We start from the raw sequence: 20271 nt of genomic DNA, 5'->3' as shown, positions 1-20271 counted from the left end.
TGAGCGCAGCGAAGGACCTTATCACCGCCGAACGATGCGCTGTAATTAAGTTACTGCCGATTGTTCAAACGCGATAAGGTCCTTCGTCTTTGCTTTATGCGCAAAATGCTCAGGATGACAGGTGTTTAACCTAAGACGTTCCCACCCACATGTTCAAGAAAATACTCATCGCCAACCGGGGCGAAATTGCGCTGCGCATCATCCGTACCTGCAAGGAAATGGGCATCAAAACGGTGGCTGTGTACTCGACCGCCGACCGGGAAAGCCTGCACGTGAAATTTGCCGATGAGGCCGTGTGCATTGGCCCGCCCGCCTCGAAAGACAGCTACCTGAGCATGCCCAACCTGATTGCGGCCTGCGAAATTACCAACGCCGACGCCATCCACCCCGGCTACGGCTTCCTGAGCGAAAACGCGGAATTCTCGCGCATCTGCGCCGAGAATGGCATCAAGTTCATCGGCGCTTCGCCCGAGATGATTAACCAAATGGGCGATAAGGCCACGGCCAAGGCTACTATGATTAAGGCCGGCGTGCCGGTAGTGCCGGGCTCGCAGGGCCTGCTCGAATCGGTGGAGCAGGGCAAGAAAATTGCCAACAAAATCAAGTACCCTGTCATCATCAAGGCCACAGCCGGCGGCGGCGGGCGCGGCATGCGCATCATTCACGGCGACGACGAGTTCCAGAAAGCCTGGGACGACGCGCGCACGGAATCGAAGGCAGCGTTTGGCAATGACGGCATGTACCTGGAGAAGTACGTGGTGGAGCCGCGCCACATCGAAGTGCAGATTGTGGGCGACCAGTTCGGGCACGTCTGCCACTTGTCGGAGCGCGACTGCAGCATCCAGCGCCGCCACCAGAAGCTGGTGGAGGAAGCGCCGTCGCCGTTTATGACCGACGCGCTGCGCGAGAAAATGGGCAAGGCGGCCATTGCGGGCGCTTCGGCCATTGGCTACGAGGGCGTGGGCACGATTGAGTTTCTGGTGGATGCCAACCGGGATTTCTACTTCATGGAGATGAACACCCGCATTCAGGTGGAGCACCCGGTGACGGAGGAAATCATCAACTACGACCTCATCAAGGAGCAAATCAAGGTGGCGGCGGGCATCCCCATTTCGGGTAAAAACTACTTCCCAAAGATGCACGCCATGGAGTGCCGCATCAACGCCGAGGACCCGCGCAACGGTTTCCGGCCCGCGCCGGGCCGCATCACCACGCTGCACATTCCCGGCGGCCACGGCGTGCGCGTGGACACGCATGTGTACGCGGGCTACCAGATTCCGCCGAACTACGATTCGATGATTGCCAAGCTCATTACTGTGGCCCAGACCCGCGAGGAGTGCATCGTGAAAATGAAGCGCGCTCTGAGCGAGTTTGTGGTAGAAGGCGTGAAAACAACCATCCCGTTCCACTTGGCCCTGATGGACAACGAGGATTTCAAGGCGGGCAATTTTACGACGGCGTTCATCGAGCAGTCGTTCGATTTCTCGACGATTTAATCGTTTCAATCAATGGCTGAATGGGTATTTGGCCTGCTAGCTCTTATGGGTTACAGCTTATGGCTGTATAGCAATCGGGAATTGGGAGGCTTCCAATTGTCGATTGCCCCACTCATTTGGGTGTTGTTAATTGCCCTTGTCTCGCTTACCCAAATGTCGGTTTTGCACAACCCCGTTGTAAGCGGCTATTCTCACAACGGTGCTTGGGAAAGCATGAACGACACCCAACATCCTGAAAGCTGGCAACTGGAATACAAAGGCGAGGACTGGCCCCTTTTACTCGCGCTGCTTGCGCCGGTGCTGGGCTGGCTGCTGCTCAAGCAAATCACGGAACCTGGAGCCCTGCGCGCCTGGCAGATGCGCCACTTCAGAAACCTCGGGTTCGTGGTGTGGCTGGGGCTGCTGATAACCTCCTGCGATACCGGCTATCGGCAGGAATATTACAATCAGGCTGAATTGCCAGCAATTGGCAGTCGGGTCAAACCTTAATTTCTACCGCATCCACTTCCTTCACAGCCCCGGCCGGGCGGCATTCGTTGGCACGGGTGGCGCCTTGTCGGGGCTGTGTTTTATCTGCTTACTCTCAGCCCATCATGCGTTACGTTACTAAATTCCTGCTGGTTTTACCGTTTGCCTGCCTCGCACTCTCCTCCTGCTCGCCAGCCTGCAACGGCAGTATCGAAACCACGGTGCTATTTGCCAAGCCGGGGCCGCAGGGCGTGGGGCGCAATATCTACGTGGACGTAGTCAACAAGCCTGACCTGGGCATCAAGAAAACGCTGCTGTACGAGGGCAAGGAATTCGGCACGTTTCCACACGTTGTCATCATCAATGACCCCACCAGCCGCTTTGCGTCGAATCGCACCATTTGCTTCTCGAAGTTTCGGAAAAACGCTGCCGCTACCGGCGGGGATTTGACGGAGGAGGGGCTGCCGGAAATTACAGTAGAAGAGTAGCGGGGCGCTGCAACTTTGCGGGAGCGCACAGGCTCTTCAGGTTGGTTGCGTCACTTTTCTGCACTTCATGGCCTTCCGAATTCTGCCTTTTCTCCTGTTGATTTCCATCGATATGCGCGCACAGGGCAACGGCCCGGTGCGCGATTCGGCCTATGCGGTACATAATTTATTCCGGCAGCGCCGGGGCAATGCTTTGAGCGAGGCCGGGTACGGATTGGCGGGGTTGGCCGGCACGGCGTTCGCGGCTTCCCGCGGGCAGGGAGCCGTGGCGGGGCTATTCACCCTCAATGCCTTAGTATCGTCGGTGCTGGCAATACACCATCTGGGGCGCTACAGCGAAAGCCGGGAGGCGGGTGTGGTGCGGCAGTATGAGCAGGGCTGGCCGTTGCCTGCGGACATCCGAAAACGACTGAAAATAAAATATTTCAGACCCTTGAAATAACCGGCCACGCCGCAATCGGGCCAAGGGGTTGCCCCGATGGTTTCAATTATTAAAACGCCCCTGCCGCGTATTGCGCCGGGGGCGTTCGGCTTTTGGGCTACCTTTGCGGCACCAAACTCCCACCCCACCCTTATTACCCCCAAATACCCCTCCTTACCTATGGCACGAGTGGAAATGACGATGCCCAAGATGGGCGAAAGCATCATGGAAGGCACCGTCCTGAAATGGCTCAAGCAAGTTGGCGACCCCATTGAGCAGGATGAATCAGTGCTGGAAGTAGCCACCGATAAAGTTGATACCGAAGTACCGGCCATCTACGCCGGCGTACTGGCCGAAATTCTGGTGCAGGAAGGCCAGGTCGTGGCCGTGGGCGCGCCCATCGCCATCGTGGAAACCGATGCCGCGTCGGCTGGCGCTACTGCCCCGGCTGCGGCTCCTGCCGCGCCCGAAGCAGCCCCCGCTCCTTCCAGTAATGGCAGCGCCGTGCCCTACGTACCCGAGGCTACCGTGCCCGCCGCGGCTCCGGCTGCCGGCGCCGAACACCAGCCCGGCCGCTTCCTCTCGCCTCTCGTGCTCAGCATTGCCCGCGAAGAAGGTGTGAGCATGAGCGACCTCGAATACCTGCCCGGCACGGGCAAGGAAGGCCGCGTGACCAAAAAGGACATCCTCGATTACGTGGCCGCGGGTAAGCCTTCGTTTACGGCTGCGCCAGCCGCCGCAACTGCCGCGCCGGCCGCAACTCCGGCACCGGCTGCCGCGCCCGCCCCACAGCCACAGGCCGCACCTGCAGCCGCCCCAGTTGCATCAGTAGCCAGCACCAAGCCCGCCCCGAGCGTGAGCGGCGGCCAGGAACTGATTGAGATGGACCGCATGCGCAAGATGATTGCGCAGCGCATGGTGGATTCGAAGCGCATTTCGCCCCACGTCACCAGCTTCGTGGAAGCCGATGTGACGGACATTGTGAACTGGCGCAACAAGCACAAGGACGCCTACAAAAAGCGCGAGGGGGAAAACCTGACGTTCACGCCCATTTTCGTCCAGGCCGTGGCCCGCGCCATTCAGGATTTCCCGATGATTAATGTGTCGATTGACGGTGACTACATCATCAAGAAACGCGACATCAATATCGGCATCGCCGTGGCTTTGCCCTCGGGCAACCTCATTGTGCCGGTCATTCACAACGCCGACCAGCTCAACCTCAACGGCCTCACCAAGAAGGTGAACGACTTGGCCAACCGCGCCCGCATCAACAAGCTCACGCCCACCGACCTCGAAGGCGGCACCTACACGCTGAGCAACGTGGGCTCGTTCGGCAATGTGATGGGCACGCCCATCATCATGCAGCCGCAGGTGGCCATCATGGCCGTGGGAGCCATCAAGAAAAAGCCGGCCGTGATTGAAACGCCGCAGGGCGATCTCATCGGCATCCGCCACTTTATGTTCCTGAGCCACAGCTACGACCACCGCGTGGTAGACGGCTCGCTCGGCGGCATGTTCGTGCGCAAAGTGGCCGACTATCTGGAGCAGTTCGACCCGAACACGGCTATTTAAAGTCAATTATTTGAACGATAACAGCACGTCGTGCTGAGCGAAGTCGAAGCATCTCTACCGCAGTAGTAAATGATTACTCTCGCGGTAGAGATGCTTCGACTTCGCTCAGCATGACGTTCTTGTTTTCCTTTTTCTTACTTATGAGAAATATTATTTACCTCGGGGCATTGGTACTGGCGCTGGGCCTTATCGGCTACCTCTACCAGCAGCTCAATGCCACTGAAAAGGCCCTGAAAGCATCGGAACAGCGCTTCGCCGATTGCCAGAAAGTCACCTTCCAGCTGCAAAACCAATTGGCTCCACTGCAGAAAAAGCAGCCGGGCGGCATCCCTCAGTAACCTATGTGACTGCTGCACCGGAAATAGAAAAGGGCGCTTCCTGAATCAGGAAGCGCCCTTTTCCGCGTTAAAACGGATGGCGTTTACAGTCCTTTCAGCGCCTGCTCCAACGCGGCGATTTTGGCTTCGGCATCGGCCAGCTTCTGACGTTCCTTTTCCAGCACTTCGGGCTTGGCGTTCTGGGCGAATTTCTCGTTGCCAAGTTTCTTCTGCACCGAGTCGCGGAAGCCCTGGGCATATTCCAGCTCCTTTTCGAGGCGGGCACGCTCGGCGGCCAGGTCGATGTGGCCCTCGAGCGGGATGAAAAACTCGCTGCCGCCCAGCACGAAGCTCACCGAGGCGGCGGGGCCGGCATCGGCAAAGCTCACCTCCAAAATGCTGCCCAGCTTGCGGATAATGCCTTCGTAGTCGGTCACCAGTTGCGGCTCGTCGGTTTTGGCTACCAGCGTGAGCGGCTTGTTGGGGCCGAGGTTTTTCTGGTTGCGCACGGTGCGGATGCCGGCCACGATGGCCAGCGCCTTATCCATGTTGGCCAGGGTTTCGGCGCTGTTGGCGGGCGCGGTGGCGCGGGGCCAGGGGGCCACGGTCACGTAGTCGCGGGGGCCGCGCTCAGCCAGCTCGTGCCACAGCTCTTCGGTGATAAAAGGCATGAATGGGTGCAGCAGCTTGAGCAGCGTTTCGAGGTAGGCCGTGGTGTGGCGTAGCGTTTCGGCGTCGATGGGATGCTGGTAGGCGGGCTTCACCATCTCTAGGTACTGGGCGCAGAAGTCGTCCCAAGTCAGCTTGTAGATGGTCATCAGCGCATCCGACATGCGGAACTTTTCGAAATGGTCGTCCATCTCCACAATGGCCGCCTGCAGCTTGGCGTTGAACCACTCCACGGGCTTGGCATTCACGAAGGGCAATGAGGCGTCGGCTTCCCAGCCTTTCACGAGGCGGAAGGCATTCCAGAGCTTGTTGCTGAAGTTGCGGCCCTGCTCCACCAGCTTCACATCGTAGAGCAGGTCGTTGCCAGCGGGAGCCGAGAACAACATGCCGGTGCGCACGCCGTCGGCGCCGTACTGGGCAATGAGGTCGAGCGGGTCAGGCGAGTTGCCGAGCTGCTTGCTCATTTTGCGGCCCTGCGCGTCGCGTACGATGCCGGTGAGGTACACGTTCTTGAACGGCACTTCCTGGCGGTATTCCAGGCCGGCCATAATCATGCGGGCCACCCAGAAGAACAGGATGTCCGGCCCCGTCACCAAGTCGTTGGTGGGGTAGAAATAGTTGATATCGGCGTTGTCGGGGTCTTTGAAGCCATCGAACACCGAAATCGGCCACAGCCACGATGAAAACCAGGTATCGAGTACATCCTCGTCCTGACGCAGGTCGCTCAGCTGCAGGTCCGCTTTGCCGGTTTGGGCAATAGCTTGTTGCAGGGCATCCTCGGCGGTGAGGGCGACTACGAAGGTGCCATCGGGCAGGTAGTAGGCCGGAATCTGCTGGCCCCACCAGAGCTGGCGCGAGATGCACCAGTCGCGCACGTTCTCCATCCAGGCCCGGTACATGTTTTTGAATTTGGGCGGGTGCAGCTTCACGGTATCGTTCTCCACCACGTCGAGCGCGGGCTTGGCCATCTGCTCCATCTTCATGAACCACTGCAACGAGAGCTTGGGCTCAATCACGGCCTTAGTGCGCTCCGAAGTTTGCACGATGCTGGCATACTCCTCGATTTTTTCGAGCAGCCCGGCTTCCTGCAAGTCCTTGGCAATCTGCTTGCGCACCGCGAAACGGTCCTGCCCCACGTAGAGCACGGCCTTCTCGTTCAGCGTGCCGTTATCGGCTAGAATGTCGATAACGGGCAGGTTGTGCTTCACGCCCAGCTCGTAGTCGTTCAGGTCGTGGGCGGGCGTCACCTTCAGCGCGCCCGTGCCGAAATCCATCGATACGTACTCGTCAAAAATCACCGGGATTTCGCGGCCCAACAGCGGAATGCGCACTTTCTGGCCGGCCAGGTGAGCGTAGCGCGGGTCATTGGGGTTCACGGCCACGGCCACGTCGGCCATGATGGTTTCGGGGCGCGAGGTGGCCACGGTCAGGAACTGGCCCTCCTGCCCTACCACGGCGTACTTCAGGTAGTACATCTTAGCCTGCACGTCCTTGGCAATCACCTCCTCGTCGGAGATGGCGGTGCGGCCTTCGGGGTCCCAGTTCACCATGCGTACGCCGCGGTAAATCAGGCCCTTATTATAAAGGTCCACGAACACGCGCAATACAGCATCGGTCAAATCCGGCTCCATAGTGAAGCGCGTGCGGTCCCAGTCGCACGAGGCACCGAGCTGCTTGAGTTGCTCTAGGATGATGCCGCCGTACTTGTCCTTCCACTCGAAGGCGTGGGCCAGGAATTGCTCGCGGGTGAGGTCGGTTTTGCTGATGCCCTGTTCCTTGAGCAAGGCCACTACTTTGGCCTCGGTGGCGATGCTGGCGTGGTCGGTGCCGGGCACCCAGCAGGCTTCCTTGCCCTGCATGCGGGCGCGGCGCACCAGCACATCCTGAATGGTGTTGTTGAGCATGTGCCCCATGTGGAGCACGCCCGTCACGTTCGGCGGCGGAATGACAACGGTGTAAGGCTTCTTCTTGGGGTTGGGTTTGGCTTTGAAAAAGCCCTGCTCCTGCCAACGCTGGTACCATTTGGCTTCAACGTCGGTGGGCGAGTAGGTGGTGGCGAGGGACATATGAAATTAAGAGAAGCAGAAAGGACAAAAATAGGCATTAGAAAGGCGGGGTAAAGCAAGGGCCGGCGCTCCCCGGTTTCAAATCCGATTTAAATCCGTCTTTTTTAAACTTCATATAAAATTCACTATGCCTTCCTCTGCGTCAGGGCAATGGCCTGTTTCACGGCTCACTAACCGGCTATTTGGGGTCAATCTGGGCCTTGTGCTTATTATATAAACGGGTTATTATTGCTTTTAATAACTATTTAATCTAGGGCCTGTTTGGGCTGCTTACCTTTGGTTGGCGACCATAAAAAGGCTTCCGAGTTTAATCCCGGCGTTGTACCTTACTAAATATTTCGCCCCTTTTTACTTGTTTTTTGCCAATGGCCGCGCTTTTCTCCTTCCGCAAACCGATTCCCCCCGCCGCCGCGCCGCCTGCGGTGCCGGCCCCGGTGGGTACCCTGCGCATGGGCATGGGCCAGCTTTTGGTGGAAGGCGGCGAGCCCGCCCGCAACCTGGCCCGCGCCGTGGAACAGATAGCCCAAGCCGCCGCTCAAAAGTGCGACCTGCTGCTGCTGCCTGAAACCCTCGATTTTGCCTGGACGCACCCCAGCGCCCTCTACGAAGCCCAGCCCATTCCGGGGCCATTCAGCGACGTGCTGTGCCGGGCCGCGGCCGAGCACGGCCTCTACGTGTGCGCCGGCCTCACGGAGCGCGCCGCCGATGGCCGCAACTACAACGCCGCCATCCTCATCAACCCCCAGGGCGAAATCATCGTCAAATACCACAAAATCAACCTACTGGCCGTTGAGCAGCCGTTTTATGCCGTGGGTCAGACGCTGAACGTGGTGGACACGCCGCTCGGCAAAATTGGGGTAAACGTGTGTGCCGATAACTACCTCGACGGCCTGCCCATTGGCCACACCCTGGCCCGCATGGGCGCCGAGTTCATCATTGCCCCCGCTTCCTGGACGGTGGACTACTCCATCACGGAGGAAAACGACCCTTACCAGGAGAAATGGGTGAAGCCCTTTTCAATCCTTGCCAAGCTCTACAACGTAGTGGTTATCAGCACCACGTCGGTGGGCTATATCGTGGGCGGGCCTTATGAGGGCAAGAAAAGCGTGGGCTGCTCGCTGGCCGTGGATGCCCACGGGGTGCAGGCCCAGGGCGCCTTCAATGAGTTTGCCGGCGAGTTGGTGGTGGCCGACCTGGCCCGCCCCCACCGCCCCGAGCGCGGCACCGACATCGGCCTCATGCTCCAGCGTAAAGGCTATAAGTTCGACCAGTTGCCCTAGTCTTTACGTATTGCCACCCGCATCCTACACGTCCTCCCAAACCACCGTCTATCGCCTTTCTCGCCCTTCCCTTTTGCTCTTCCAGCGGCTGCTACCACCCCCCTCTTTCGTAGCCTCCACCTTCAGTTTCCTTCCATTGCTTACACAAGTACACCCCGCCGAAGATTCTGTTTCGACATCGCGTCCGCCTGACCACCAGCGGTGTACGCGGTGCGTGATGGACACCACCGTGCCTGGCATTGCCTTCAACGACGCGGGCACCTGCTCTTTTTGCGAAGTGCACGACCGCATGGAGCAGGCCTTTCCCGTGGGCGAGGCCGGACTGAAAACCGTGAACCGGCTGGCCGACGAGATGCGGCGCGCCGGCCGGGGCCTGCGCTACGACTGCGTACTGGGCGTGAGCGGCGGCCGCGACAGCTCTTATACGTTGTGGTACTGCGTCACGCAGCTCAAGCTGCGCCCGCTGGCGGTGCATTTCAACGACGGCTTCGGCAACCCCGTGGCCGGCGAAAACATGGTGCGTGCCTGCCAGCGCCTGGGCGTGGAGCTGCGCACCATTACCTCGGACTGGCGCGAGTCGAAGGACCTGAAAATTGCGTTTCTCAAAGCCTCCGTGCCCGATATGGAGGAAGGCACCGACCTGGGCATTGCCACGGCGCTGTATGGCGTGGCGGCCAAGGAAGGCCTGCAGCACTTGGTCATCGGCCAGTCGTTTCGCACCGAAGGCATTGCGCCGCTGAGCTGGAACTTCCTGGATGGCAAGTACCTGCGGGCCGTGCACAAGCAGTTTGGCACCGTGCCACTACGCCCTTGGAAGCCCGCCGACCCGGGCTTCAATCTAGGCATCAAGGAAATGTTTTACTACGCTTTCCTGCGCCGCATCAAAACCGTGACGCTGCTTTACCACCTCGACTACGTGCGCACGGACGTGGACGAGCTGCTGGTGCGCGAGCTGGGCTGGAAAAGCCCCGGCGCTCATTACGCCGACGACCTGTACCAAAGCCTGATTTACTACCTCAACCGCGTCAAATTCAACATTGACCGGCGGCTGTTCAACTACTCCGCCCTGGTGCGCTCGGGGCAAATGAGCCGGGAAGTGGCCATGGAACGCATTTCGCACATCAATTCCATTGAAGACGAAACCGTTATTGCCTTGTGCATCAAGCGCTTGGGACTCACGCGGGCCGAATTTGAACAGATGGTGGTGGACCCGCCCAAAACGTTTCGCGACTATCCCAACAGCTACGCCTTGTTGCGCCTGTTGCGCTTGCCCATCAAGCTGATGAGCCGGCTCAATCTGATTCCGGAATCGGCTTACGACAAGTATTTTAATTGCGGCACCTGAGCAAGGCAATTGGCCCGGGCAGCGGAAGCAGAAACAGTAAAAAAGGGCTCTGAATACGCTTCAGGTTACATTTTTGTAGCAAAATTTCGGCTCAGGGTCAACCGAAAAAGGGTGCGTGACGTATCTTCGCCGCTACTATTTCGGCACTATTTCTCACCTCAACCACCCCCGCCCCGGCCATGATAGATGACGACGACCTGGACGACGACTTGCTCGACGACGACGATTCCCTGGACACTTACGCCAAGAAAGGCGGCGCTGCCGCCCTTGGCAATTCGGAAGACCGGCTTTCGGCCAAATACGCCGACTACCTGATGTGGACCGACACCGGCTCGTCGCACGACGAAGCCCTGGATTTGGCTAACATGACGGAGGAGGAATTTGTGGAAGCCGAACGGGCCGAAAATTCCGACCGCGGCGGCTTCACCAGCCTCGATGACGACGATGACGATGATTTCGCCGACGACGATGACGACGAAGACGAAGGCTATTCGGCTGGCCGTGGCAGCCGCCGCGGCAGCAGCTTCGACAGCGACGATTACTAGGCAAACAAGGCGTTAATGGCTAACCAGCCACGAAAAGGGCCCAACCGGAAATCCGGTTGGGCCCTTTTCAATAATGGCCTAATGGTTACGCTTAGCGGCCGAAAACCTGCTTGAGAATATCGGTGGTGCGGGCGGCCGGGTTCTTGCGAATCTTGGCTTCTTCTTGCGCCAGCAGGATGAACAGGCCATCGACGGCTTTTTGGGTGGTGTAGTCGGCGAGGCTGAGGTTGACCGGGGTCATCAGCGGAATCTTGTTGTATTTGTCGGTGATGGTGGCGTAGGCCCGGCCGGCGCCTACCTGGTCGATGGCGGCCTCAATGTCGGGGTGGAAGGCCGAAATCAGCTGGGCCTGGGTCGATTTGCGCAGGAACTGCGTGGCCGCGTCGGTCGAGCCACTCGTTACCAGCGACAGCGCGTCGGTGATGCTGATATTGGCCAGCGCGTTGAGGAAAATATCCTTGGCTTTGGGCGCGGCGGCTTCGGCGGCGCGGTTGAGCTGGGTTTCGAACTGGGTAAAGACGGTGGTCATGCCCGGCAGGCGTCCCACAGTGCTTTTCACGATGTCCAAATCGGGCGGCGTGGGGATGTGAATGTCGTCGTTGAGGTTGAAGCCGTCGGGCTCCGAGGCAAACTGAACGGCTTTGGTGATGCCTTTGTTGAGGGCGTCTTTGATGCCAGCGCTGGCTTGGGCCTCGGTGAGCGGCGCCGGGGCGGGCGTGACCACGGCGGGCGTGGCGGCTTTGGTAGTGGCTGCTTTTGCCGCCGCAGCTTTGGCGGCGGCAGCCTTCGCAGCGGCCGTTTTGGCGGCAGCGGCTTTCTGGGCGGCGGTTTGCGTGGTGGTTTTGGTGGTGGTCGTTTTCTTGGTAGTGGTTTTGGTTTGGGCCTGGGCGGCGGGAGCCGCGGCCAACAGGCCAGCTACCAGCAAAGAACCGGCGATGCGCGTAAACATGGAATAAACTGACGCGGCGGGAAAACCGGAAGGCCCCTATGGCTGTCCTTGGACCGTCGCTTGCGCAAATTGAAGACAATTTTGCGGCCAAACCTATTTTTTCGTCAAACCCATGCCTGCCTCCACCCCGCTTTCCGCTGCTTCGGCTGCCCCTGCCACGCCCGCCGCGCCGCCCGCCGTCGAAATCATGACCATCGGCGATGAGCTGCTGTACGGGCAGGTGGTGGATACCAATTCGGCCTTTATGGGCCAGGAGCTGGGCAAAATTGGCCTGCGCGTGCGCCAGATTTCCTCGGTATCGGACCGGGCCGATGAGATTGTGGCGGCGCTCGACCAGGCCCGGCAGCGGGCGCAGGTCGTGCTCATCACCGGCGGCCTGGGCCCCACCAAAGACGACCTCACCAAGCACGTGCTGGCCCGCTATTTCGGCACCGAGTTGGTGATGCACGAGCCCACGCTGCGCCACGTAGAGGAAATTTTCAAGCGCTTCCAGCGGCCCATGCTCGACGTGAACCGCCAGCAAGCCCTGGTGCCCGCCAACTGCGAGGTGCTGCACAACGCCGTGGGCACCGCGCCCGGCATGTGGTTCGAAGACCAGGGCACCGTGTTTGTGAGCATGCCCGGCGTGCCGTTCGAGATGAAGCGCCTGATGACCGACCACGTGCTGCCGCGCCTGCAAAGCCAGTTTCACATCGCGCCCATCGAACATGTTGTCATCATGACGGCTGGCCTGGGCGAGTCGTTTCTGGCGCAGAAAATCGAAGATTGGGAGGACGCCCTGCCCGCCAACATAAAGCTGGCCTACCTGCCCAGCTTCGGGGCCGTGCGCCTGCGCCTGACGGGCACCGACGACGGCCAGCCCGACCTGCGCGGCCGCATGCTGGCGCTGCTGCCCGCCCTGCGCGAGCGCATCGGCGAGTTCATTTTTGCCGAGGAAGAGACGACTATTGAAGCCGCCATCGGCCAGCTACTACTCGCCAAAGGCCTCACCGTGGGCACGGCCGAAAGCTGCACCGGCGGCCTGGTGGCCCAGCGCCTCACCAGCGTGCCGGGCAGCTCGGGCTACTTCCGGGGCGCCATTGTGGCCTACCACAACGACATCAAGCGGGAGGAATTGGGCGTGAAATCCGAAACGCTGGCCCAATACGGCGCCGTGAGCGAGGCCACCGTGCGCGAGATGGCCGAGGGTGCCCGCCGCCGCCTGGGCGTGGATGTGGCCGTGGCCACCAGCGGCATCGCCGGTCCCGGCGGCGCCACCGAAACCAAGAAAGTAGGCACTGTGTGCCTGGCCTACGCCGACGCGCACCAGACTATCAGCCGCGAATACGTGTTGGACCGCGGCCGGGCGCTGAACGTGGAATACGCCGCGCAGTCGCTGCTCACGCTGCTGCGGCAGCAGCTGGCGGCGCTGGGGTAGCCGGGCTAGGCAATAAGCTGGCGCGCGTTGGAGACGCGCGCCAGCGGGAGGGCCATCGGCACTGGGTTCTGGCAACCAGCCCCGAAATGCGAAAAGCCCCAGCACCTCAATAGTGCCGGGGCTTGTGCGTAAGCGCACATTTAAACACGTTACTCTACCCTTAGGTGCTGGGCCGGGCCTGCCCCCCGCACCAGATATAGGCCCGCCGACAGCCCGCGCAGGTCCAGCACTACCTCAGGGCCCGCAGCAGCGGCCGGGTAGCGGCGCACAGTCCGGCCCAGCGCGTCGGTCAGGGTGAGGGGCGCAGCGGTGGCGCCGACCGGCAGGTACAACGTGGCCGTGCCGTGGGCGGGGTTGGGGAAGAGCTGCGCGGATGCCAGGGCCCGGCCAGCGGCCGTGGCCGTGAGGGTGGGGTCGGCCAGGCTCGCCAGAAAGCCGGTGCCGATGTAGTTCGGATTCGCAACGATGATGGTGCCAAAGGTTGCCGTGAGGCCCCCAAACGAGCCGGCAACGTACACATTGGTGCCACTCAGGGCCACGGCCGCGGCGCCCTTGTAGCCGCTGCTGCCGCCGCCCTGCTGCGCCCACGCGAAGCTGCTGGTGCTCCCCGCGTCCAGCAGCCGGGCCACAAACAGGTCGCCCGTGCCGCCGTTTGTGAGCGTGGTCGAACCGAAGCTCACCGAAGTGCTGAACGACCCAACCACGTACACGCTGCTCCCACTCACGGCCAGCTCACCGACCGATTCGGCACCGGTGCTCCCGACCTGTTGCGTCCAATCGAAGCGGCCGGACGTACCGGCGTCGGTCAGCTTGGCCACGTAGGCATCGTAAGAGCCGGACGGCCCCACGTTGGTTAGGGTAGTAGCCCCAAACGCCGCCGTGGGGCTGACGAAATAGCCGCCCACGTACACATTCGGGCCGCTCACGGCCAGCGCGGTGGCGAAGTCATTGAGCGCGCCGCCAGCCCGCTGGGCCCACACAAAGCTGCCCGTAGGGCCCGCGTCGGTGAGCTTGGCCACAAACAGGTCGGTGGTGGCCGCGTTGCTGGCATTGGTCAGCGTGACGGGTCCAAACCCAGCCGTGCGGCTGCTGGTGTAGCCGGCCACATACACGTTTGCGCCGCTCACCGCCAGCACGGTGCCCAAGTCCGAGTCGGCACCGCCGGCCCGCTGGGCCCACACGAAGCTGGCCGTAGGGCCCGCGTCGGTGAGCTTGGTCACGAACACGTCCATGGTGCCTGCGCTGGTCAGGGTGGTAGTGCCGAACCGCACCGTGGGCGCCTCAAAGTAGCCGGCCACGTACACGCTCGTGCCGCTCACGACCAGCGCACTGGCAAAGTCGACCCCGCTGCTGCCGGCCCGGAGCGCCCACCCAAAGCTGCCCGTATCCGTCAGCTTGGCCACGTACACGTCGCTGTTTCCCGCGTTGGTCAGAGTGGTGGCACCAAAGTCCACCGTGGGGCTGTTGTAAAACCCGGTCACGTACACGCTGTTGCCACTCACGGCCAGCTTCTCTGCGCCGTCGAGGCCTGTGCCCCCGGCCCGTTGCGCCCACACAAACTGGTTGGTGGCCGGGCTGAATTTCGCCACGAAAATGTCCGTCGCCCCCACGCTGGTCAAGGCAATGGCGCCCAGCAGCACCGTGTTTCGGAAGGTGCCGGTCAGGTACACGTCGCCCGCCGCGTCCACCGCCGTAGCCTGCAGCTCTGACGCGTTGAAATTGGAGGCCGCCGTGGCCACCGCCACGGCCCGTGCCGTCTGCCACGCCGGTGCTTGCCCCGCCGCCGGCAGCCGGCCAGCCAGTAAGAGCAGCGCCAGCAGCAGGCGAAACCCGGTGGCCGAAAATAAGGAAGCGGAAACGTGCGTCATAAAAAAAGGAAAGTAGCGTGGCGTTACCCAAAAATAACCGGGCCGGAGCACTCCCCCGCGGTTTGCTCCGGCCCGGCGGGTGGGAGGCTTGAAGAAAAACCATGGCCTTGCCGCGCCGCCCAGCCGGCTTGCAGCCCATTCCGGAAGCCTTTCCGCTCTTTCCGGATGCCTTGCCACCGTTTCCGGACTACTTGTTGCCAGTCCCGGCCGGGCACGAAAAAGGCCAGCGTTGCGGCCGGCCTTTGTCGTAATTCCTAATCCAGTGGGCTAGGCTGAGTGGACAGTAAAAAACGTCATTCTTCGCAGCGCTCTGCATGACGTTTTGAATAGACTTTCCGATAACTGTCCACAGGCCTTACGCCGCTGGCGCGTCGGCCGGCGCCACCTGCATGATGCTGTGGCCCATTTTGTCGCGCTTGGTGGCTAAATAGGCTTCATTGTGCGGGTTGGCGTGGATTTCGATGGGCAGCGTGTCCACGATTTCGAGGCCGTAGCCGATGAGGCCGGTGCGCTTGCGCGGGTTGTTGGTGAGCAGGCGCATCTGGCGCACGCCGAGGTCGCGCAGGATGCTGGCGCCCACGCCGTAGTCGCGCTCGTCGCCTTTGAAGCCCAGGTCCTCGTTGGCTTGCACGGTGTCGCGGCCCTGCTCCTGCAGCTTGTAGGCTTTCAGCTTGTTGAGCAGGCCAATGCCGCGGCCTTCCTGGTTCATGTACACGATGACGCCGCGGCCTTCGCGCTCAATCTGGCGCATGGCCTGGTGCAGCTGCGGGCCGCAGTCGCAACGGCAGGAGCCGAAGATGTCGCCGGTTACGCAGGAGCTGTGCACGCGCACCAACACCGGCTCGGGGCCGCTGATGTCGCCCTTCACCAGGGCCAGGTGCTTGGCGCCGTTGGAATTCTGGGTGAAGGCGTAGAGGTCGAAGTCCCCGTCTTCGGTGGGCATCTTCACCGAGATTTCGCGGGTGATGAGGCTTTCCGTGGCGAGGCGGTACTTGATGAGGTCCTGCACCGAAATTAGCTTCAAGCCCCACTTTTTGGCCACAATTTCGAGGTCGGGCAGGCGGGCCATCTCGCCGTCCTCCTTCAGAATTTCGACCAACACGCCGGCCGGCTCAAACCCGGCCAGGCGGGCCAGGTCCACGGTGGCTTCGGTGTGGCCGGCGCGGCGCAGCACGCCTTCCTTGCGGGCCTTGAGGGGGAAAATATGGCCGGGTTTGCCCAGTTCCTCGGGCTTGGTGGCGGGGTCGATGAGGGCCAGAATGGTCTTGCTGCGGTCGGAGGCCGAGATGCCGGTGGTCACGCCGTTTTTCAGCAAATCGACCGAAACGGTGAACGCCGTAGCGTGCAGGGCCGTGTTGTGGCCCACCATCAGGTTCAGGCCCAATTCCTCGCAACGCTCCTCGGTAAGGGCTGTGCACACCAGGCCTCGGCCGTGGGTGGCCATAAAATTGATGACTTCGGGCGTGGCCGCGCGGGCGGCGCAAATGAAGTCGCCTTCGTTCTCACGGTCTTCGTCGTCGACCACAATGACGACTTTGCCAGCGCGAATGTCTTCGATGGCGGATTCGATGGTATCAAGCATGGGATGGGTATTTCGGGCCATAACAACGGCGGCGCCCGCAAAGTTAGCCCACGGGGCCGCGCCCTAGTAGAACAGCGCTTCCAGCTGCGCTGTGGCGCCGGCCCAGGTGTAGCGGGTTTTCACAAATTCCTGGCCGCGGGTAGCCAGTTCCGCCGCTGCGGCCGGGTTATCGAGCAGGCCGATAATATCGTTGGCAATGGCTTCGGCTGTTTCGGCCACGCAGAGTTCCTGCCCGTTGGTGCCGCCCAAGGCATTGTTGGCCAGGGGCGTCGTCACGCAGGGCAGCTGCATGGCCATGGCTTCGAGCAGCTTGTTTTGAAGGCCCGTGCCCACCCGCATGGGCGCCACAAACACCCGCGCCGCTGCATACGCCGCCCGGATATCGGGCACCCAGCCGCTCACCACCACGTGCGCCGAAGCCAACGCCTGCACGCGCGGCGCGGGCGTGGTACCGGCCACCAGCAGGCGGGCCTCGGGGTGGCGGGTGCGCACCAAAGGCATAATTTCCTCGGCCAGAAAGGCGGCGGCGTCCACGTTGGGGTGGTAGCTCATGTTGCCCGAAAACAGCACATCGTATTCCTTGGCCACCTCCGGCAGGGGCCGAAACCGCTCGGCATCGATGCCATTGAGCACCACCCGGATTTCCTGGCGGCGCGGGTGCCGGATGAGCTGCCGGTCCTGGTCGCTGATGATGGTGTGGTGTTGAAACCAGTCGAAGGCCCGGGCTTCGTAGGCCAGCAGGCGGCGGGCTTCCAGCACCATCACGGGGCGCTGCCAAAGGGGCGCCTGCGTGGCCCGCCGCGCCACCCCGGCCGAAAACACGTCCATGTAATCGAGCGTCATTGGCACGCGGCCGGCGTGGGGGCGCAGGTATTCGGCCATGCGAATGAGCTGGCAATACACATGGTCGGGCCGGAAGGTGCGCAACAGCTCATCGACCTCGCGCTGGGCCCCGGCATCGTAGAAATAGCCGACCTGCAGCGGCCGGCCGGCCGCCAGGGCCCGCGCCATGTTGGCCGCAATGCCGGGCCGGTACAGGCGGTGCACCCGCAGGCCACCGCGGCACAGGGGCCGCACGGCCGCGTCGGCCTCGGGGGTTACATCCTCGTCGGAAACGACGAAAAGGCAGATTTCATGGCGCTCGGCCAGGTATTTCAGCTGGTGGAAAGCGCGCAGCTTGTCGCCCTTGTCGAGCGGGTACGGGAAGCGCGAGAGGAGAACGAGCAGCTTCATGCGGGCGGCGAGTGGGCAAGCGTACCGGCCGGCGCGGGTAGAAGCAGTTGTTCGTACAAATCGACAAAGCGCTGCACCACGCGGCGGTTGTCGTAGACCTCGGTGGCGGTGCGGGCGGCATTGGCGCCGAGGGCAGCCAGGTCGGCTTCGCCCCGGGCCCAGGTGCGCAGAAAGGCCAGCCACTCGGCCGGCGAATCGCGCACGATGATGTCGTGGCCGTCGCGCACGGCAATGCCCTCGGCCCCCAGCCGGGTGCTGAGAATGGCTTTGCCCAGCGCCATGCCCTCAATAATTTTGACGCGCATGCCGCCGCCGCTCAGCAGCGGCACCAGCATCAGCCCGTGTTGCTGCATAAAGGCCGGGGCCGACTCCACGAAGCCGTGCATGATGACGTTAGCGGCTTTCAGGTTGAGCAGGTGTGGCGGGGCGTTACGGCCGGCTATGTGCAGCTCCACGTCGGGAAATTCGGCGTGGAAAGTAGGCCACACCTCACGCAGCAGCCATTCCACGCCTTCCTGGTTGGGCAGCCAGTCGAGCGAGCCAATCATGAACAGCGTGCGCGGCTGGGGCCGGATGGCGAGGTCGGGCTGCAGGCGGGCCAGGTCCGCGCCGGCGGGGATGAAGACGATGGGCTCGGGGCAATGCAGCGCGCGCAGGCGGTCGGCATCAGCCTCGGTGATGGCGGCGATGGCGTCGAACTGGCGCAGGTGGCGGCGCTCAAATTTCTCCAGCCGGTGGGCCATAGTTTTTAAGAACAGGCGCTTGAGCGGGTTGGTTTCGCGGCCGGCCAGCATCTGCCAGATGGTATATTCCACGTTGTGGGCGCGCAATACCAGCGGCGGCACCCGGAAATCCTGGCGGTGCTGGCGGCCCAGCAGTTCGGCGTAACAAGCCACAAATGTGCCTTCCAGCTGCACCACGTCCACGTCATCGGTGCCCAGAATTTCCAGCAGCTTCTCCCCCACCGCCGGGCTCATGAACCGTTCCACGTTGTAGGGCTGGCGGCTCAGCAACAGGTTTTTCAGGGCTTTGCTGGCCGAAATAGCGGTATCGACATCCACCAGCACCAGCCGCAGGTTGGGGCCGAGGTGGGCCAGCGCATCGGCGGGCTGGCGGTGCTTGGGCGTGTTGATGGCCAGCAGCGTGACGCGGTGCCCGGCCCGCACGAGGCCAGCCGCCACGTCGTACATGGCGATGGCGCCGCCATCGTGAGGTGGAAACGGGACGCGCGGACAGAGTTGCAGAATATGCATAGGGCCCGCAAAGGTAGAATAGGCCTGCGCTTAATCGGGAACTGTCATCCTGAGCGCAGCGAAGGACCTTATCACGTTTGCCCTACTGAAAATACGGCCACCTATTCATTGGTGATAAGGTCCTTTGCTGCGCTCAGGATGACAGTTTCGCACGGATACGCATTCTACAGCTGCCGAAACCGGACTTCGAAGTTCTCAATCTGCTCTTCGCTGCCCAGCACGAGCAGCACGTCGCCGGGGGCGGGCACGTAGTCCACGGGCGGGCTCACGAGGAGCGAACCTTCGGCCGTGCGCATGCCAATGATGGTGGCCCCCGTGACGGAGCGCACGTCGAGCTCGCGGATGCTGCGGCCGTGTAAATCGCGCCGCAACTGGTCAAACGTCATCTCTTCGAGGCGGAGCTTGTCGGCGCTGAGGCCGGAAATCAGGTCGAGAAAACGAATGACTTCGGGGCGCACCACCAGCTTGGCCATGTGCGAGCCGCCGATTTCGTCGGGCATCACCACCGAATCGGCCCCGGCCGAGATGAGTTTGCTTTCCGACGTTTTGAGCGAAGCACGGGCGATGATTTTCAAGCGCGGGTTCAGGGCCCGGGCCGAAAGGGCCACGAACACGTTGTCGGCATCCTTGGGCAGAGCCGTGATAAGGGCCGAAGCCCGTTCTACGCCGGCCTGCTTCAGCACGAGGTCGGTAGTGGCGTCGCCCATCACGGTGAAGATGTTGCCCCCGGCCACGCCGTCGCCGTCGTAGTCTTCGCCGGTGTGGCCCTCGGTGACGCTCTTCATCAAATTGTGATTCATTTCGATGACCACCACACGCACGCCGTTGGCGCGCAGTTCCTGGTAGGCGCGGCGGCCATTGCGGCCGAAGCCGCACACGATGACGTGCCCGCTGAAGCGTTTGATTTCTTGGTCGGTTTTTATCATTCGATAAATTTTGCGCAGCTCGCCGTCAAAGATAAAGGAGGAGAAAACCGACACGAGGTAGGCCACCACCACTAGGTTGTAGAGGATGTAGAACGAAACGAAAAGCCGCCCGGCTTCCGAAAACGTGTGAATTTCGCCAAAACCGACCGTGGCCACGGTCGTGACAGTCATATAAAACGCATCGACCGGGCCGTAATGCTCGATGTAGGTGAAGCCCGCCATGCCAATGACCAGGCTGGCCACGGTGAGCACGACGGCCAGAATCAGGCGATTGATGTTGAGGCGCTGGAGCATTTATAGGCGTAATCGGAACAGAAAAACAAAGAACGTCATGCAGCGCACAGTGAAGCATGACGTTCTTTCGTTTCGTTCAGGC

The 20271-nt window shown here is 61.6% G+C and carries 17 protein-coding genes; 10 read left to right on the top strand and 7 right to left on the bottom strand.

What is annotated here, in order from left to right:
- Positions 1 to 149 precede the first annotated feature (149 nt).
- The 6 genes from accC (at position 150) to Q4S41_RS12385 (ending at position 4783) form a co-directional block, all read left to right on the top strand.
- A complete protein-coding gene (gene accC / locus Q4S41_RS12410; RefSeq protein WP_241934102.1) occupies positions 150 to 1496 on the top strand; it encodes an acetyl-CoA carboxylase biotin carboxylase subunit in 1347 nt (448 codons plus the stop codon).
- 12 nt (positions 1497 to 1508) lie between these two features.
- Positions 1509 to 1985, top strand: a complete 477-nt coding sequence (locus Q4S41_RS12405) for a hypothetical protein (RefSeq protein WP_305031441.1) — start codon at positions 1509 to 1511, stop codon at positions 1983 to 1985.
- A 104-nt stretch (positions 1986 to 2089) separates the two neighbouring features.
- Positions 2090 to 2452, top strand: a complete 363-nt coding sequence (locus tag Q4S41_RS12400) for a hypothetical protein (RefSeq protein WP_305031440.1) — start codon at positions 2090 to 2092, stop codon at positions 2450 to 2452.
- Between the two features lie 67 nt (positions 2453 to 2519).
- Positions 2520 to 2894 carry a hypothetical protein gene (locus Q4S41_RS12395; RefSeq protein ID WP_305031439.1) on the top strand — a complete coding sequence of 125 codons (375 nt, stop codon included), beginning with the start codon at positions 2520 to 2522 and terminating at the stop codon, positions 2892 to 2894.
- A gap of 159 nt (positions 2895 to 3053) precedes the next feature.
- Positions 3054 to 4445 (top strand): dihydrolipoamide acetyltransferase family protein, encoded by a 1392-nt coding sequence (locus Q4S41_RS12390; RefSeq protein ID WP_305031438.1) that lies wholly within the window; start codon positions 3054 to 3056, stop codon positions 4443 to 4445.
- Positions 4446 to 4585: 140 nt separating this feature from the next.
- Positions 4586 to 4783, top strand: a complete 198-nt coding sequence (locus Q4S41_RS12385; RefSeq protein ID WP_305031437.1) for a hypothetical protein — start codon at positions 4586 to 4588, stop codon at positions 4781 to 4783.
- Between the two features lie 83 nt (positions 4784 to 4866).
- Here Q4S41_RS12385 and Q4S41_RS12380 read toward each other — a convergent pair whose 3' ends face one another.
- Positions 4867 to 7497, bottom strand: a complete 2631-nt coding sequence (locus Q4S41_RS12380) for a valine--tRNA ligase (protein WP_305031436.1) — start codon at positions 7495 to 7497, stop codon at positions 4867 to 4869.
- A gap of 365 nt (positions 7498 to 7862) precedes the next feature.
- On the opposite strand from Q4S41_RS12380, the gene Q4S41_RS12375 reads away from it, so the two are divergent.
- The 3 genes from Q4S41_RS12375 (at position 7863) to Q4S41_RS12365 (ending at position 10667) form a co-directional block, all read left to right on the top strand.
- Complete coding sequence (locus Q4S41_RS12375; RefSeq protein ID WP_305031435.1) at positions 7863 to 8777, top strand: carbon-nitrogen hydrolase family protein; 915 nt, start codon at positions 7863 to 7865, stop codon at positions 8775 to 8777.
- A gap of 136 nt (positions 8778 to 8913) precedes the next feature.
- A complete protein-coding gene (locus Q4S41_RS12370; RefSeq protein ID WP_305031434.1) occupies positions 8914 to 10122 on the top strand; it encodes a hypothetical protein in 1209 nt (402 codons plus the stop codon).
- Between the two features lie 179 nt (positions 10123 to 10301).
- A complete protein-coding gene (locus tag Q4S41_RS12365; RefSeq protein ID WP_305031433.1) occupies positions 10302 to 10667 on the top strand; it encodes a hypothetical protein in 366 nt (121 codons plus the stop codon).
- Between the two features lie 91 nt (positions 10668 to 10758).
- Here Q4S41_RS12365 and Q4S41_RS12360 read toward each other — a convergent pair whose 3' ends face one another.
- Positions 10759 to 11616: a DUF4197 domain-containing protein gene (locus tag Q4S41_RS12360; protein ID WP_305031432.1), complete on the bottom strand. Its 858-nt coding sequence runs from the start codon at positions 11614 to 11616 to the stop codon at positions 10759 to 10761.
- A gap of 112 nt (positions 11617 to 11728) precedes the next feature.
- Here Q4S41_RS12360 and Q4S41_RS12355 point away from each other — a divergent pair, with 112 nt between their 5' ends.
- A complete protein-coding gene (locus Q4S41_RS12355; protein WP_305031431.1) occupies positions 11729 to 13033 on the top strand; it encodes a competence/damage-inducible protein A in 1305 nt (434 codons plus the stop codon).
- A gap of 149 nt (positions 13034 to 13182) precedes the next feature.
- On the opposite strand, the gene Q4S41_RS12350 is transcribed toward Q4S41_RS12355, so the two are convergent.
- From Q4S41_RS12350 to Q4S41_RS12330, 5 genes are all read right to left on the bottom strand, one after another.
- Positions 13183 to 14901: a T9SS type A sorting domain-containing protein gene (locus tag Q4S41_RS12350; protein WP_305031430.1), complete on the bottom strand. Its 1719-nt coding sequence runs from the start codon at positions 14899 to 14901 to the stop codon at positions 13183 to 13185.
- Positions 14902 to 15256: 355 nt separating this feature from the next.
- Entirely contained in the window at positions 15257 to 16483 is a 1227-nt protein-coding gene (locus Q4S41_RS12345) for a bifunctional 3,4-dihydroxy-2-butanone-4-phosphate synthase/GTP cyclohydrolase II (RefSeq protein WP_305031429.1), read from the bottom strand.
- A 63-nt stretch (positions 16484 to 16546) separates the two neighbouring features.
- A complete protein-coding gene (locus tag Q4S41_RS12340; RefSeq protein WP_305031428.1) occupies positions 16547 to 17716 on the bottom strand; it encodes a glycosyltransferase in 1170 nt (389 codons plus the stop codon).
- Positions 17713 to 18969: a glycosyltransferase family 4 protein gene (locus tag Q4S41_RS12335; RefSeq protein ID WP_305031427.1), complete on the bottom strand. Its 1257-nt coding sequence runs from the start codon at positions 18967 to 18969 to the stop codon at positions 17713 to 17715. The genes Q4S41_RS12340 and Q4S41_RS12335 overlap by 4 nt, the downstream gene beginning before the upstream one ends.
- Positions 18970 to 19133: 164 nt before the next feature.
- Positions 19134 to 20189 carry a potassium channel family protein gene (locus Q4S41_RS12330; RefSeq protein ID WP_305031426.1) on the bottom strand — a complete coding sequence of 352 codons (1056 nt, stop codon included), beginning with the start codon at positions 20187 to 20189 and terminating at the stop codon, positions 19134 to 19136.
- Between the last annotated feature and the right edge of the window lie 82 nt (positions 20190 to 20271).

Source organism: Hymenobacter convexus, from assembly GCF_030580955.1.
Lineage (GTDB): Bacteria > Bacteroidota > Bacteroidia > Cytophagales > Hymenobacteraceae > Hymenobacter.
This window is presented reverse-complemented; position numbering and strand designations above follow the sequence as displayed.

Coding starts and splice junctions, on each gene's coding strand:
- accC (WP_241934102.1), top strand. CDS start 150: ATGTTCAAGAAAATACTCATCGCCAACCGGGGCGAAATTGCGCTGCGC.
- Q4S41_RS12405 (WP_305031441.1), top strand. CDS start 1,509: ATGGCTGAATGGGTATTTGGCCTGCTAGCTCTTATGGGTTACAGCTTA.
- Q4S41_RS12400 (WP_305031440.1), top strand. CDS start 2,090: ATGCGTTACGTTACTAAATTCCTGCTGGTTTTACCGTTTGCCTGCCTC.
- Q4S41_RS12395 (WP_305031439.1), top strand. CDS start 2,520: ATGGCCTTCCGAATTCTGCCTTTTCTCCTGTTGATTTCCATCGATATG.
- Q4S41_RS12390 (WP_305031438.1), top strand. CDS start 3,054: ATGGCACGAGTGGAAATGACGATGCCCAAGATGGGCGAAAGCATCATG.
- Q4S41_RS12385 (WP_305031437.1), top strand. CDS start 4,586: ATGAGAAATATTATTTACCTCGGGGCATTGGTACTGGCGCTGGGCCTT.
- Q4S41_RS12380 (WP_305031436.1), bottom strand. CDS start 7,497: ATGTCCCTCGCCACCACCTACTCGCCCACCGACGTTGAAGCCAAATGG.
- Q4S41_RS12375 (WP_305031435.1), top strand. CDS start 7,863: ATGGCCGCGCTTTTCTCCTTCCGCAAACCGATTCCCCCCGCCGCCGCG.
- Q4S41_RS12365 (WP_305031433.1), top strand. CDS start 10,302: ATGATAGATGACGACGACCTGGACGACGACTTGCTCGACGACGACGAT.
- Q4S41_RS12360 (WP_305031432.1), bottom strand. CDS start 11,616: ATGTTTACGCGCATCGCCGGTTCTTTGCTGGTAGCTGGCCTGTTGGCC.
- Q4S41_RS12355 (WP_305031431.1), top strand. CDS start 11,729: ATGCCTGCCTCCACCCCGCTTTCCGCTGCTTCGGCTGCCCCTGCCACG.
- Q4S41_RS12350 (WP_305031430.1), bottom strand. CDS start 14,901: ATGACGCACGTTTCCGCTTCCTTATTTTCGGCCACCGGGTTTCGCCTG.
- Q4S41_RS12345 (WP_305031429.1), bottom strand. CDS start 16,483: ATGCTTGATACCATCGAATCCGCCATCGAAGACATTCGCGCTGGCAAA.
- Q4S41_RS12340 (WP_305031428.1), bottom strand. CDS start 17,716: ATGAAGCTGCTCGTTCTCCTCTCGCGCTTCCCGTACCCGCTCGACAAG.
- Q4S41_RS12335 (WP_305031427.1), bottom strand. CDS start 18,969: ATGCATATTCTGCAACTCTGTCCGCGCGTCCCGTTTCCACCTCACGAT.
- Q4S41_RS12330 (WP_305031426.1), bottom strand. CDS start 20,189: ATGCTCCAGCGCCTCAACATCAATCGCCTGATTCTGGCCGTCGTGCTC.